The 13,816-nt window shown below is 55.4% G+C and carries 13 protein-coding genes; 4 read left to right on the top strand and 9 right to left on the bottom strand.

The genetic code is table 11. The features are described from left to right. Positions 1-25: 25 nt before the first annotated feature. The 8 genes from HNQ64_RS06015 to recF all read right to left on the bottom strand — a co-directional run bounded on the left by HNQ64_RS06015 (position 26) and on the right by recF (position 9,038). Positions 26-664: a hypothetical protein gene (locus tag HNQ64_RS06015; protein WP_184206473.1), complete on the bottom strand. Its 639-nt coding sequence runs from the start codon at positions 662-664 to the stop codon at positions 26-28. A 59-nt stretch (positions 665-723) separates the two neighbouring features. Beyond that, positions 724-2,316 carry an Rne/Rng family ribonuclease gene (locus HNQ64_RS06010; protein ID WP_184206471.1) on the bottom strand — a complete coding sequence of 531 codons (1,593 nt, stop codon included), beginning with the start codon at positions 2,314-2,316 and terminating at the stop codon, positions 724-726. 38 nt (positions 2,317-2,354) lie between these two features. Further along, positions 2,355-4,628 (bottom strand): penicillin-binding protein 2, encoded by a 2,274-nt coding sequence (mrdA, locus tag HNQ64_RS06005; RefSeq protein ID WP_184206469.1) that lies wholly within the window; start codon positions 4,626-4,628, stop codon positions 2,355-2,357. Next, positions 4,618-5,238: a hypothetical protein gene (locus HNQ64_RS06000; RefSeq protein WP_184206467.1), complete on the bottom strand. Its 621-nt coding sequence runs from the start codon at positions 5,236-5,238 to the stop codon at positions 4,618-4,620. The genes mrdA and HNQ64_RS06000 overlap by 11 nt, the downstream gene beginning before the upstream one ends. A 132-nt stretch (positions 5,239-5,370) precedes the next feature. Then, entirely contained in the window at positions 5,371-6,207 is an 837-nt protein-coding gene (gene mreC, locus HNQ64_RS05995; protein WP_184206465.1) for a rod shape-determining protein MreC, read from the bottom strand. 75 nt (positions 6,208-6,282) lie between these two features. Continuing rightward, entirely contained in the window at positions 6,283-7,314 is a 1,032-nt protein-coding gene (locus HNQ64_RS05990; protein WP_133796388.1) for a rod shape-determining protein, read from the bottom strand. 282 nt (positions 7,315-7,596) lie between these two features. Next, complete coding sequence (locus tag HNQ64_RS05985) at positions 7,597-7,920, bottom strand: hypothetical protein (RefSeq protein WP_184206463.1); 324 nt, start codon at positions 7,918-7,920, stop codon at positions 7,597-7,599. Between the two features lie 53 nt (positions 7,921-7,973). Further along, the gene (gene recF, locus HNQ64_RS05980; protein ID WP_184206461.1) at positions 7,974-9,038 is read right to left on the bottom strand and encodes a DNA replication/repair protein RecF; all 1,065 of its coding nucleotides are present in this window, start codon (positions 9,036-9,038) and stop codon (positions 7,974-7,976) included. Between the two features lie 79 nt (positions 9,039-9,117). Here recF and hisS point away from each other — a divergent pair, with 79 nt between their 5' ends. From hisS to folP, 4 genes are read left to right on the top strand one after another with little or no spacing between them, the layout of a single operon-like run. After that, a complete protein-coding gene (hisS, locus tag HNQ64_RS05975) occupies positions 9,118-10,407 on the top strand; it encodes a histidine--tRNA ligase (RefSeq protein ID WP_246430961.1) in 1,290 nt (429 codons plus the stop codon). A 48-nt stretch (positions 10,408-10,455) separates the two neighbouring features. Beyond that, on the top strand, positions 10,456-11,412 hold the full coding sequence (locus HNQ64_RS05970; RefSeq protein WP_184206457.1) for a putative 2-dehydropantoate 2-reductase: 957 nt from the start codon (positions 10,456-10,458) through the stop codon (positions 11,410-11,412). Between the two features lie 46 nt (positions 11,413-11,458). Beyond that, on the top strand, positions 11,459-12,235 hold the full coding sequence (locus HNQ64_RS05965; RefSeq protein WP_343075883.1) for a purine-nucleoside phosphorylase: 777 nt from the start codon (positions 11,459-11,461) through the stop codon (positions 12,233-12,235). Positions 12,236-12,264: 29 nt separating this feature from the next. After that, complete coding sequence (gene folP, locus HNQ64_RS05960) at positions 12,265-13,104, top strand: dihydropteroate synthase (RefSeq protein ID WP_184206453.1); 840 nt, start codon at positions 12,265-12,267, stop codon at positions 13,102-13,104. Positions 13,105-13,119: 15 nt separating this feature from the next. Here folP and HNQ64_RS05955 read toward each other — a convergent pair whose 3' ends face one another. Then, positions 13,120-13,812 carry a YggS family pyridoxal phosphate-dependent enzyme gene (locus HNQ64_RS05955; RefSeq protein WP_184206451.1) on the bottom strand — a complete coding sequence of 231 codons (693 nt, stop codon included), beginning with the start codon at positions 13,810-13,812 and terminating at the stop codon, positions 13,120-13,122. Positions 13,813-13,816: the final 4 nt, after the last annotated feature.

Below are 13,816 nucleotides of genomic sequence, written 5' to 3'. Positions count from 1 at the left end.
CGCAGACGATCGAAATCAAGTTTCACTACTGAGCCTGAAGAGTCTTCAACTCCTCATTGGTCCACTTTTCCCAAGCGGCCATGTCCTTGCCAAAATTTTCTCCGGCCAGGATCTGCATCACATTCTCTACCTCTTCATTCTGGGGATGCTGAGGATTTTTGAGGATGTTCAGGAACAATGGCAATTGCAGGGTGCGCTCCCGATTCATCAGGTCTGAAAAGAGGACTTCAATGACTTCGGGATTGGTTTTCTGATCCACCAATAGGCCAGCGATAAGGCCGTAGTCTTCGTCACTGGTGAGGTTGACTAAATGACGGCTGGCATTCACTTGAGCCTCGCCATTGAGTTTCTTCACCAGTTCAGCGAGATCCCGCGCCATTTGAGGAATCTCTTTTTCGGAGCGCAGAATCTCATCAATGAGCACATCTCCCTCCTCAGCCGTGGTGAGCTGAGTGCCAGGCTGTCCTGTCGGCATGGGAGCTGTGGTAGCAAGCGGCTGGATGTCCGACTTGGCGGCAGACTTCTCCTGCTTCTTTTCAGCCACAGGAGGGCGCACAGGCTCAGAGCCGCCATACTGCCATGCGATGTAAAACACAGCAGCAGCGACGAGGCCGGAGATGATGATAATGAGTCGTTTTTTAGACGAAGAAGAAGCTGAAGACATACGCGTTATGACAAGCGGCAGTTCCGAATGCGTTCAAATCCAAAGTGGTGACAATGCAATCAGTTGCGAATTTCTTCCCCACTGGCGGCATTCGCCAGCTTCATTTCCTCGCGGTGCAGAGAGGGATCACTGCGGAAGGTAAGGCGGGCACCGTATTTGCGCTCTAGATCTACCAGCAGTTCTCCATCTTCCGTCTTCAGGCGCTGCATGACTTCGGGGTGAACGACGACGAGGAGGCTTTTTTGATCCTCTTTCCCACGACCGAGAATGGCACTGAGGCGGCGCTGGAGTTCCACACTCATGGTCATGGTGGTCTTCACCTGGCCATGGCCTTTGCAGTAAGGACATGGTTCATAGAGGGCGCTGCTGAGGCTTTCATGGAGACGCTGGCGGGTCATTTCCATGAGGCCAAACTGACTGATGGGCAAGACCTGCGTCTTGGCCTTGTCACGCTTGAGGTGATCCATCATGGCCTTGTAAACAGCCTGCTGATCTTTGCGGTGCTTCATGTCAATGAAGTCCACTACAATGAGCCCGCCCATGTTCCGCAGGCGCAGTTGTCGAGCCACTTCCTGGGCAGCTTCCATGTTGGTATCCAGGAGCAGTTTATCCTGATCCTTCGCACCTTTATTCCGGCCAGTATTGACGTCAATGGAGACGAGCGCTTCCGTCTGGTCAATGACGATGTAACCACCGCAGGGCAGCCAGACTTGGCGATAAAAGGCATTATCAATCTGCTTCTGAATCCCGTAGTGCTCAAACAAGGCGGTCTGCCCCTGGTAATGGGTGATGCGGCTTTTCGCCCGACGCGAAATCTGTGCTGCCATCTTCTGCATGCGCTCCACGGTGGCAAGGTCATCGCAGGCCACTTCATCAATCTCTTCCGTGAGGAAGTCACGAACCGTGCGCTCGATCAACTCTGGCTCCTGGAAGCAGCAGACCGGAGCTTTTTGCCCGTCCCGCTTAGCGACGATGTCATTCCATTGCTCAATCAGGAGGCTGAGGTCACGGATGATGTGGCGGGCACGTTTGCCAGAGGCTTCCGTGCGCATGATGAGGCCCATGCCTTCCGGTAGGTTCACCTTCTCGATGATTTTGCGCAGGCGAGCACGCTCCTTGGGATCCTCCACTTTGCGGGAGATGCCGAACTGATCATTCTGCGGCATGAGCACCAGAAGACGACCAGCGAGAGAAACGTTGGTGGTAACGCGCGGGCCTTTGTTACCAATGGGGCCTTTGGTCACCTGGACCATGATTTCAGATCCCACAGGGTAGAGATCGGGGATGTCTTTGGCCTCGATGCGCTTGCGCTTTTTCTGCGCTCCGCCACGGGTCACTTCCTCCATGCCCTGATTGGAAAGAGCTTCTGGAATGGCATCCCAGAAATGCAGGAAGGCATTTTTATCTAGCCCGATGTCAATGAACATGGCCTTCAGGCCTTGCTCGATGTTTTTGACCCGACCTTTGAAAATGGAGCCCACGATGGTGCTCGTTCCCACGCGCTCAATGGTGTATTCTTCCAGCACGCCATTGTCCAGCAAGGCCACACGGTTTTCCAGTTTCTCACAGTTGATGACAAGGCGGGTTCCGCTCTTGAGATCTTTTTTTCCGGTGATGAACTCTTTGATTCGTTTCACGATTCCAAGGGGCATAAAAAATAGGTCAGGTTAGGGTTAAGAAATGAGGCAGGTTACTGGCGAAAGAGCCGACGTAAGAATCCACCACCAGGGGATGATGGGGCAGAAGGTTCTTCGGTGCTTTCTCCACGGTTGAATAGCGGAGCTCTGCGGACAGGCTCGGCTTTTGGAACCGCACGGTTGGAGTTGACACCGGATGACCCTTCACGGTCGGCTTCCCTGCGAATTTTAGGGGCGCTGCGGATGCGTGGCGCTTCGTCAGTAGATTCATTGGCCGGCTCATTGGTGCCGGTATCACCATCTTCATCTGCGGCAGCCACCAGCGGGACGCCGAGGTCCTCATAGGTGACGGCTTCGATGGCATTGAAATTTCCTTCCACCTGAGCTAGTGGAGTGGGGGTGACTTGATAGCCATTTTCAAGCGCAAGGGCTTGCTCTAAAACGCGATGAGCGACCGGAGCGGCACAGCCACCGCCGGATTTCCCCCCCTGCACCAGGATGCAGACGGCGTATTTAGCATTCACGTAAGGAGCAAAGCTGATGAACAACGTGTGGTTATCCACCACGCGGACATTCTTTTCATTGCGGCGCCAGTTCTGTGCTGTGCCCGTTTTGCCAGCTACCTCCACACCCGGGATGCGTGCGCCCTTAGCCGTACCGCCGGCATCATTCACCACTTTCCACATGCCTTTGCGCACGAGCTCCAGGGCCTTAGGATTGAAATGCTGAGACAGATCTGCACGTAGGATCGGCTTTTGGTCCAGCACCACTTCTTCGCCATCCATGACGCGATGAAGGAGATGTGGTTTAAAAGATTTCCCGGATGCCACTGCCGCAGTGACCGAAGCCATCTGCAAAGGCGAAGCCAATACCGACCCTTGACCAATCGAGGTGTTTGCGGTGTACCCATTGCTCCAGCGTTCCTGGGGGCTGTTGAGGCGCAGCCAATTCGGATTTGGCAGGATGCCCGCTTCATCTTCATCCAGCTCAATGCCTGTGCGCTCGCCAAGGCCTAGCAATTTCCCCACCTTGGTGATGTTATCAATGCCAGCGGTGTTTCCATACTGGTAGAAGTAGCAGTTGCAGGAACGCATCAGGGCATCACTCAGCCCCAGAGAACCATGGGAACCACCACTCTGGCGCTGGATCCAGCACTGCATGGGCTTGCTGCCGTAGGTCACACTGCCGCTGCAGTTGAAGTTGCGGTCCTGGATGTTTGCCAAACAACCCGCCAGAGCGATGGGCACTTTATAAGTGGAACCTGGCGCAAAGGGGCGCGTGGCTCGGTTCATCAAAGGCACGGTGCGGTTATCCATCAGCACATCCCAGTCTGCCTGGCGGATGCTGGGGATGAACGTATTGGTGTCATAACTAGGCACAGAGGCCATGGCCAGCACCTCACCTGTCTGTGGCTGGATGACGACCACTGACCCACGGCCGATCTTGCCATCACGCAGAGCTTTTTCCGCGATGTATTGGATGCGCGCATCCAGGGTAAGATGCACATCATTACCTTTGCGCGGAGATTCAAAGCTGACCTCTCCCACGAGACGCCCACGCTCATTGACCTGCATCGTACGCACCCCCGGCTTGCCGCGCAGGTGTTTGTCAAAACTCTTTTCAACACCAGCAACCCCGAAATCATCGGGCATGTAATAGTCCCAGCCTTTGCGTTCTTCTACCGACACACGCTGATCATCTGGCAAACTGACATAACCAAGAATGTGACAAGCCATGGCCCCAAACGGATACACGCGGCTACCACGCTCCGCGACGGTGACACCAGGCAGCCCCAGATTATGCTCGGCAAAACGACTGAATTCCGAAAAGGTCAGACTATCCCGATAGACCCAAGGGATAACGCCCCCAAAACTGCGGTAATGGGTGCGCAGATCTTTTTCGGCATTGAATCCCACAGCCAAGCCCATCTCATTGAGACGTCCGATGATCAGCTCCTGAAACATGCGGACAATATCTGGCTCCAGCTTTTTACGTGGCAGGCCATTGTCCATGTACTCAAATGGCACGGTGGGGATGTCCACCTTCCGCGCCTTGCACTGACGAGCGTACTCTTCGTAAACCTCCCGCAGATTTACCTGCACCTCAAAGGTCGCTTTATTCGTGGCTAAGACGATGCCGTTGCGATCCTTGATCTCGCCGCGAACACCAGGGATGCGTGCACGCTGTTGCCGGGCTTCCGGCACTTTATTGACGAACTCCTCATGACGCACGATTTGCAGCGTCCAAAGCCGGTAAGTGAGAATGCCGAACCCACCCAGCATGGCAAGGGTGAGTAAATAGAGGCGAAAGCGATATTTAACGACCATCGAATGAGTACCTCAGTCCTTCGTATTTGATCTCGTAACGTGACAAACCCGCCAGGGAATACAGGAAAAGAAAAATGAGTGGGGAGGCCAACATGGCCAGCAGCGTGTCGGTGATCATCTTCGTCCACACAGCCGTAGGGAAATGCAGACTGCCGCGCAGAAAGGTCATCACCATGTATTCGCTGAACAACCAGGCAAAAGTGGTGAAGCCGACCAACAGAACAGGCAGCTCCAAACGGCCTCGCTTGAACAAAGGTCTCACACCTTGCAAAAAGGTGCCTAACAAACCGAACAACAAAATGGAAAGGCCAAATCCAAAACCGCCCCCAGCCATGTCCAGCTCAGGTAAATTTCCACCCGTGCTGATGAGTGAATGCGCGGCCTTGCCCACAGGCTCGAACACGCCAGGCACATAACGGGCATCCCATAAAAAACCCGTTGTGAACGCCAGGATCAGCATCACTGGAAAAGGCACCGCGACGGAAGCCGCAAAGAAAAATACCGGCGGTAAAAACAAGGTGGCATACTGCGCCATGGGGATGCCCGGAATGAACTCCTGCACCACGAAGGTGAGCAGCAGGAGAAGGAAAGTGACAGGATAAAAGACCATGACGGCTTAAAAGACTGAGTCGGTGTAGAAGCTGCAAAAGTAAGGAACCAGTCCCATCCGGCTCTGAGAGCCGATAGAGGCAGTTTCAATCTTGGCAGGCAGCTTTGTCATTGGGTGACCACACTTCGTTCGTCATTTCTTCTCAGGCTTAGCGGTGGGCTCAGTAGTCGGCTGCATTTCCACCACAAACACGTACTCAAGCGAGGAAAAATCCACCGCAGGCTCCACAACCGCCTCACCTGAGAGATCTCGATTTTCAAACCGCTTCACCCGCCCGATCAATAGCCCAGCGGGGAAGACCCCACCTTCCCCCGTGGAAAGCACATTGGCCCCCGGATTGATGAGGATGTTCTTGCTGAGGAAGCGCAGACGTAGATCTGGGCGCATGTCCAGGCCTGCCCGCTCCCCTGAAATGATTCCCTGCTCCAAGGTGCCTTCGATCTTTGCAGACACACGGCACATTTCATCGGTGAGTAGAATGATCTCGGCCATGTGATCGGCCATTTTGCCGGTCTTACCAATCAAACCTGAAGCACTGATCACGGGGCTATCCGTAGCCAGCCCATCCAGCAAGCCTTTATCAATGATCATGCTGTTCCACCAGGTGGAGGAAACACGCTTGATGACACGTGCGGCTGTGGATTTGAAAGGCGCAGCCTGCTTGAACTCGATGAGGTCACGGAGTTTGTTATTCTCATCCAGTACCTGCGCATACTTTTGGGAGATGATGCGGAGACGCTCCACCTCGATCTGCATGCGTTCATTTTCACGCTTCATCTCGCGTGGATCTTCAGGCGAAGCGGTGACACCGGTGACGCTCTGCTCCACAGCTGCACTGGAGTGAATGAAGGGGGACAGCACCGTCATGGTGCGGCTCTGGATGTCACGCGTGACAGGTGTGTCCAGCGTGAATACGGATACGACCGCCGCAATGAAAAGCAGCAGCGCCAGGATGTTGAGCTTTTTCATGGTTTAGCCTTTTCTCCTGTCACCAGTCGTAGGACTGCAAGTGAACAGGAATCGGGTTTACACCTGCCAAGTCGCCTACACCTCCGTGGTGCTGACCTTGCGCAGAAACTCCAGCTCACTGAGCACCCGGCCCGTGCCTTCGCCCACCGCGCTGAGAGGATCTTCAGCCACATGCACCGGCAGAGCTGTCTCTTCCTGCAACAGTTTATCCAGACCACGGAGCAAGGCCCCTCCACCGGCGAGCATGATGCCGCGATCCACAAGGTCAGCCGAAAGTTCAGGGGGGCAGCGCTCCAGCGTGGTGCGCACAGCATCAATGATGGCGTTTAACGGCTCCAGCATCGCCTCACGCACTTCCTGACTGGTGATGGTGATGGTCTTTGGCAGACCGGCGACCATGTCGCGGCCTTTCACTTCCATGGTGGTTTCTTTACCGAGGGGGAAAGCCGAACCGATGCGCAGCTTGATCTCTTCCGCCGTGCGCTCCCCGATCATGAGGTTGTAGGCGCGTTTCATGTAGTTGATGATGGCTTCATCCAGCTCATCCCCCGCCACACGAACGCTGCGGCTGTAAACGATGCCGCTGAGGGAGATGATGGCCACTTCCGTGGTACCACCACCGATGTCCACGATCATGTTGCCCGCAGCTTCCTGCACGGGCAGGCCCACGCCGATCGCAGCGGCCATGGGTTCTTCGATGAGGTAAACTTCACGCGCCCCAGCCTGTTCAGCACTTTCTTTGACAGCACGTTTTTCCACTTCTGTGATGCCCGAAGGCACCGCGATGACGACACGCGGCCCACGCATGGCGCGGCGGTTGTTATGCACCTTACGGATGAAGTGGCGCAGCATGGCCTCCGTGACACGGAAGTCTGCGATAACACCATCTTTCAAAGGGCGGATGGCGGTGATGCCACCGGGGGTTCTCCCCAGCATGCGTTTTGCATCGTCCCCAACGGCGACCACTTCGTTGGTGCCTGTTTTTACGGCGACCACAGAGGGCTCGCGGAGCACGATGCCATGATCCTTGACGTAAACGAGGGTGTTAGCAGTTCCAAGATCGATTCCGATGTCGTTGGCGACGAAGCCAAAAAGTTTGCCAAGCATGAGCTATAAAAGGTTGTGAATGAAAGAGTTAGCAGCGGACCCTGTGTGGTAGTGGAAGGAATCCGGCTTTTTTCAGATCACAAAAGCAGCGCCACCCACGGGCTCCTGACTGGACACGAACGTAAGGGCAGCGGTTTTTAGGGTCAAGGAGAGATTCCCCAAGGTGAAAAAGAGGCAAAATGGCCCGATTTTGAGCAATTTTGGCCGAAAAATCAGGTATTTAGCCTCTTGGACAAAAATTTTAGGAGACCGTGAGCTTCGTGAAGGCACTCCATATTCACTTCAATCCGGTAAATCTGCCAGCCGGGGATATCTCCCAAGACACTCCGCCATCAAGCCGACGATCAGTCCGACGACCATTGACCAGACGAAAGCTAGCAGATGAAGATTCCAAAAATTCAGATCTTCTACTTTAAACAAGGCTCTGGCTAACGGCGTCCAAATCCACATCCACTTGTTCCAAAATGCCATTTCATCAGTCACGTTTTCAGTGAAGGACCCCATGGCCGTGATGAAAATCCATCCTGCAAAGACATACGTCAGACAAAAATGAACAATAAATGTAACAATCGTCGCTTTCGCTGAAAATGAAGTTTGGGTAGCCATATCAGGGCATGCGAGCAAACCCAGGCCAAAGGATCATGAATGCGAAAATTTTTTCATTCAAGTACCGTCACTCGCGCCCCTTCCACCTGATAGACCAATCCAGGAATAACCTCTCCTTGGGCCCATTCCAAATGCGTGGTGGTGATGACCTTCTGAGTGCCCACAGGCAACAGCCGTAGCAAGGCCCGACGACGATGCGCATCCAGCTCCCCAAATACATCATCTAGCAAAAGCAATGGAGGCTGTCCCGCGACTTGCTCCAAGGCATGAGCTTGAGCGATCTTCAGAGACAGGGCTAGACTGCGCTGCTGCCCTTCTGAGGCGAAGGAGGTGGCATCGAGATCATTGAGCAGCAGTTGCATATCATCCCGGTGCGGCCCTATAGATGTTTGCCGCAGGCGTTGCTCTTCTTCACGTCTCTCAGCCAGTCCTTCCACCAGACTGCCCTCGAAAAAACTGGGTGCATAATTGGTTACGCCACGCTCACTCCCGCCGCTCAATTCAGCATGAATGCGTGTGACATGCGGTTGCAGGATCTGCACCAGTTCATGACGTCGGGCGATGATGACCTGGGCAAAATCATCCATCACTTTTGCAAAAGCATCGGCTTGTCGCCAAGCGATGATGGCATCTCGCTTGAGCACGTAGTTACGCCCCCGCAGGGCACGTTCATACCCCCGCAAGGCTTTGAGATAGTCGGGAAACATCTGGCTGGCCGCAAAGTCTAGGTACCGCCGCCGATGTTCCGCGCTGCCACGCAGGAGGTTCATGTCGCGATGATCCATCCAGACGACCAACCCACTCTGGGAGAGGTATTCCGCCGTTTTGCCACAGACGGTGCCTTCGATGGCCAGACGCCGCACGGTGGCCGATTGCGCACAGCGCATTCGTTTGTCTTTCAACGTGCCCTCAATCAACATCGTCTTTGCCCCCAGGCGGATCACCTCGGCGCGGTTGCTGGTGCGCGGGGATTGCAGGCGCAGCAGCACGCAGGCCGCCTCCATGAGAGAGGTCTTTCCCTGCGCATTGCGACCGACAAAAACCGTCATCTCCGGATGCAGCGTGACGCGGCATTCTTCAAAGCAACGGAAGTCTCGAAGCAGCAGATCTGTGAGCATGGGCACATCTCACACAACGCCCTGCGACTGAATTTTGGTTGAATTCATCGAGCAGGGGGCCATGTGTCCGGCCCTTCTAATGGCCTCCTTCCGCACCGTCAAAGGCTTTCGCGACTTCTTCCCCGAGGAGTGCGCGTTGCGCAATTATATCTTCGACACCTGGCGCTCTGTCGCGCGCCGCTATGGTTTTGTCGAATACGAAGCTCCCGTCGTGGAGTCCACCGACCTGTACCGCAAAAAGAGCGGAGATGAGATCACCAGCCAGCTTTTCTGCTTTTCAGACAAGGCGGATCGTGAAATCTCCCTGCGCCCGGAGGTCACCCCTTCCCTGGCCCGCATGGCCACGGCCCGTCATCGCGACTATAAGAAGCCGATGAAGTGGTTCCAAATCGGGTCTTGCTTCCGCTATGAAGAACCGCAGGAAGGCCGCACGCGTGAGTTCATCCAGTTCAATGCCGATATCCTCGGAGATGCCAGCCAGGGCACGGATGCCGAACTCGTCGCTCTATCGATTGATGTGATGCTGGCCTTTGGTATCCAGGCTGAGGACTTTGTCATCCGCCTGAGCAATCGCCAGATCTGGACCGACTTCCTCGCAGATAAAAACATCGCAGTGGAGCACACCTCCGCGTTTCTTCAGATCATTGATAAAATCGAACGCGCCAAGCCTGAAGACACCGCCAAAAAGCTGGAAGCCATCGGCCTAACTTTGGATGAAGTGCGAAACTTCATGACTGCGACGGATGGTGACCACCCAGCTTTTGCCGCGCTGAAGGCCGATCTCAGCGCACGTGGCCTGTGGTCTTATGTGAAGATTGATGCCAGCATTGTACGCGGTCTGGCCTATTACACAGGCACGGTGTTTGAAGTCTTCGATCTCAAGCATGGCCTGCGCGCGGTGGCAGGTGGCGGACGTTATGACAAGCTCTGCTCTTTGATGAGCGATGGCAGTGTGGACATGCCTGCGGCAGGTTTTGCCATGGGTGATGTGGTGCTGGGCATCTTGCTTTCCAAAACTCCTGGAGCTCAATTTGGCATTACGGAATACCTCAATGCTCAGCAAGGCGTGGAGGCCTATGTCGTCATTGCCGATGAAGCCCAACGTGCCCCAGCCCTGGCCACCGTACAGGCTCTGCGCAGTGCAGGCGTGCGGGTGGATTACAGCTTCAGCGCCCAGAAAGTGGGCAAGCAATTCCAAGCAGCCGAAAACCAAAAGGCCCGTTTGGCCGTGGTCTTCGGGGCCGAGTATCCCCAGGTGGCTATCAAAAACCTCGTCAGCCGCAGCCAGGAACTGGTGGCGGTGGAGCAGTTAGTGAGCCTCGTCACGGATGAACTGAAGAGGCCTATCACAGGCAAGCTGATAGCTTGATTTATCAAACCAGGAAAACATCAAGCTCACGGAATATTTGGCCCCTTCATGCCTCTAAAATCCGTGTCTTCTGTGGAAATTCCTTCTGAGTTAGGTCGCGTGGCGATCATTGGTGCTGGGGCGGTCGGTTGCTATTATGGCGGGCGACTTGCTCAGCATGGGCATGATGTGCATTTTCTAATGCGCAGTGACTATGAGGCCGTGAGTAAAAAGGGGCTGCATATCACAAGCCCGCTGGGAGATGTTCAAATCCACGTCAATGCCCACCAGACAACAGCGGACATCGGCCCGTGTGACCTTGTGATCATTGCGATGAAGGTCACGTCCAATGCAGCACTGCTGGATCTCTTACCTCCGCTTTTGCACGAAAACACAGCGTTATTGACGCTGCAAAATGGACTGGGGAATGAGGAATTCCTCGCCCAACATTTCGGTGCGGAACGGGTGCTCGGAGGGTTGTGTTTCGTGTGCATCAACCGCATCGCTCCAGGTGTGATTCATCACATTGCTCAAGGACGGATCAATCTAGGGGAACACATCCGTGCTCCCGTGCCCCGCACGCACCAGATCGCAGCGGAGTTTCAGCGCAGCCAAATTGACTGTCAGGTTATGGAAAGTCTGGCTGCAGCTCGCTGGCAAAAACTCGTCTGGAATATTCCTTTCAACGGCCTTTCCATCGCCGCCGGTGGAGTGGATACCGAGACCATTTTGGCTAATCCCACCCTGGAAACCAGGGTGCGTGATCTCATGGCCGAAATCATCCAGACGGCCGCTAGCCTGGGTCATTCGCTGCCGGAAAACCTCATTGAAACCATGGTAACAAATACCCGCACCATGGCTGCCTACAAACCTTCCTCCCTCATTGACTATTTGGAGAGACGGGAGGTGGAGCTTGAGGCTATCTGGGGACAGCCGATCCGCCATGCTGCACAGGCAGGTCTCACCATGCCGCGAGTGCAAGAGCTGTATGAAGAACTGAAGGTCAAGCTGACCCAGTCCAGCTGAGCAAAGCATTTGCAAATGAAAGCGGTGGTTTAGGAATTTTAGGGAGATACACTCTGCATCAGCCATGCCTCTCTCCCACCTCCAAAAAGCCTGCCCCGAAACTGCCATCGTGCTCGGCTCGGGCCTGGGCAGTGTAGCGGATAGCCTGGGAATCGAGGCAGAAGTTCCCTACGCGGACGTTGCCGGCCTCAGTGCATCCACAGTTCCAGGTCATGCCGGGCGCTTTGTCCTCAGTCGTTTGAATGGCAAGCCCATACTCATTGCCCAAGGGCGGCGTCATTTGTATGAGGGGCTCTCGGCTTATGAAGTGACCGCAGGCATACGCTTCATGCACACACTTGGCGTTAGGCGCATCATCCTGACCAATGCAGCGGGCGCCATTCAGGAATCCATGGCTGTGGGAGATCTCATGCTCCTGACAGATCACCTGAATCTCCTGGGCACCACACCTCTACTGGGCGGCCCCCATTTCCACGATATGAGCGAGGTGTACTCGGCAGAGTGGCGCGCCCAGTTTCTCGAGGCGGCAGCACGGCTCAGTCTGCCACTGCACCAGGGGGTCTATGCGGCTACGCTAGGGCCCCAGTATGAAACCCCGGCAGAGATCCGCATGATGCGTACGCTAGGGGCCGATGCAGTAGGCATGTCCACCGTGCCGGAGGCCATCCAGGCCCGCGCTCTAGGCATGCAGGTGGCCGGCATCTCCATGCTGACCAACTGGGCCGCCGGGCTGAAAGCACAGACCTTGCACCACGCCGAAGTGGTAAGTGTGGGCCAGGCAGCCTCGGCAAATCTGACCGCTCTGCTTAAAACAGTGTTGTGATTCCCAATCATCTCGTTTGAACTGAGCGCATGAATTTCCACTGGCGTATCCAAGGACAGGAGCACGACCTCACGCGACGCGGCATGGTCATGGGCATCGTCAATGTCACGCCGGATTCCTTTTCAGATGGCGGTCGCTTCCTTGATACGGGCCGTGCAGTGGAACATGCACTGACCTTGGTCGCTGAAGGTGCAGACATCCTGGACATCGGCGGGGAGTCCACCCGCCCTGGCGCAGAACCTGTGGATGAAGCGGAGGAACTGAAACGCGTGCTGCCCGTGATCCGAGCCGTGCGGTCTGAAACCAAAACACTCATCTCCATTGATACCATGAAGGCCAACGTGGCCCGTGCGGCACTCGAAGCGGGGGCAGACATCATCAACGACGTCACAGGCCTCCGTGGAGATCCCATGATGTGCCGAGTGGCAGCCGAAACCGAAGCCGGACTGGTGGTGATGCACATGCTGGGCACCCCACGCACCATGCAGCAGCAAGCCGTGTATGCAGATGTGGTGGCGGAGGTACAGACCTATTTCGAGGAGCGCCTGCACATCCTCGCAGAGCAGGGCATCTCCCCAGAGCGAGTTGTGTTGGACCCCGGTTTCGGCTTTGCCAAAACACTGGAGCACAACATCGCCCTCATGCAGGTCCTGCCTTCACTGGCTGTGCAAGGAAGACCTGTGCTCGTAGGTGTTTCCCGCAAATCCCTCATCAGCCGACTGCTGGATAGCGACGATGTGGAGGACCGCGACTGGCCCACCGTGGCTCTGACTTCTTACTCCCGCGAGCTAGGGGCACGCATCGTCCGCGTTCATCAGGTCAAAGCCAATGTGGAAGCCCTGCGCATGACCGAGGCCATCCTGGGCTAACCTACGTCATTGATCTCACGCTACCGCCTTCCGCGAACCAAAGATGGCACTCCCCACCCGCACGATGGTGGCCCCCTCTTCAATGGCGACTTCAAAGTCATGGCTCATGCCCATAGACAAGACCGGCAGAGGTGCTCCCCCGAATTTTTCCAACTCGTCGCGCACTTCGCGAAGTTGAGTAAAATAACGCCGACTTTTCTCCGCCACTGGATCAAAGGGCGGGATGCACATCACCCCCTGAATGTAGAGGCGATCCAGTTCATAAAGAGCCTCCAACTGCTCTCGAATCGCCTGAGGCGTGAAGCCATGTTTAGAAGATTCTGCAGCCAGATTGATTTCGATGAGGACCTTCGGGTGTAGGCCCAGTTCACCACCGATGCGGTTGATGTCTTTGGCGATGTCCACCGAATCCACCGCATGGATCATCTGCACCAGCGGCAGCACTTTACGCACTTTGTTAGACTGCAAGGGGCCGATGAGATGCCACTGCAATTTCCCAGAGAGTTGAGGTTGTTTCAGCGTCACTTCCTGCACACGATTTTCGCCAAAGAGAATCTGCCCGGCCTCTACAGCCTCCTGGATGATTTCCACCGGATAAGTCTTCGAGACCGCCAGCAAGTCCACGCTCTCCGGCTTGCGGCCAGAGCGGGCGGTGGCTTGGGTCAGGCGGTGGCGGATTTCTTGGAGGCGATCAGCGATGTCAGACATGCGA

This window comes from Prosthecobacter dejongeii (assembly GCF_014203045.1).
Lineage (GTDB): Bacteria > Verrucomicrobiota > Verrucomicrobiia > Verrucomicrobiales > Verrucomicrobiaceae > Prosthecobacter > Prosthecobacter dejongeii.
This window is presented reverse-complemented; position numbering and strand designations above follow the sequence as displayed.

Coding starts and splice junctions, on each gene's coding strand:
- HNQ64_RS05970 (WP_184206457.1), top strand. CDS start 10,456: ATGCCTCTAAAATCCGTGTCTTCTGTGGAAATTCCTTCTGAGTTAGGT.
- mreC (WP_184206465.1), bottom strand. CDS start 6,207: ATGAAAAAGCTCAACATCCTGGCGCTGCTGCTTTTCATTGCGGCGGTC.
- HNQ64_RS05955 (WP_184206451.1), bottom strand. CDS start 13,812: ATGTCTGACATCGCTGATCGCCTCCAAGAAATCCGCCACCGCCTGACC.
- HNQ64_RS05985 (WP_184206463.1), bottom strand. CDS start 7,920: ATGGCTACCCAAACTTCATTTTCAGCGAAAGCGACGATTGTTACATTT.
- HNQ64_RS06015 (WP_184206473.1), bottom strand. CDS start 664: ATGTCTTCAGCTTCTTCTTCGTCTAAAAAACGACTCATTATCATCATC.
- hisS (WP_246430961.1), top strand. CDS start 9,118: ATGGCCTCCTTCCGCACCGTCAAAGGCTTTCGCGACTTCTTCCCCGAG.
- HNQ64_RS06000 (WP_184206467.1), bottom strand. CDS start 5,238: ATGGTCTTTTATCCTGTCACTTTCCTTCTCCTGCTGCTCACCTTCGTG.
- HNQ64_RS05990 (WP_133796388.1), bottom strand. CDS start 7,314: ATGCTTGGCAAACTTTTTGGCTTCGTCGCCAACGACATCGGAATCGAT.
- mrdA (WP_184206469.1), bottom strand. CDS start 4,628: ATGGTCGTTAAATATCGCTTTCGCCTCTATTTACTCACCCTTGCCATG.
- recF (WP_184206461.1), bottom strand. CDS start 9,038: ATGCTCACAGATCTGCTGCTTCGAGACTTCCGTTGCTTTGAAGAATGC.
- HNQ64_RS06010 (WP_184206471.1), bottom strand. CDS start 2,316: ATGCCCCTTGGAATCGTGAAACGAATCAAAGAGTTCATCACCGGAAAA.
- folP (WP_184206453.1), top strand. CDS start 12,265: ATGAATTTCCACTGGCGTATCCAAGGACAGGAGCACGACCTCACGCGA.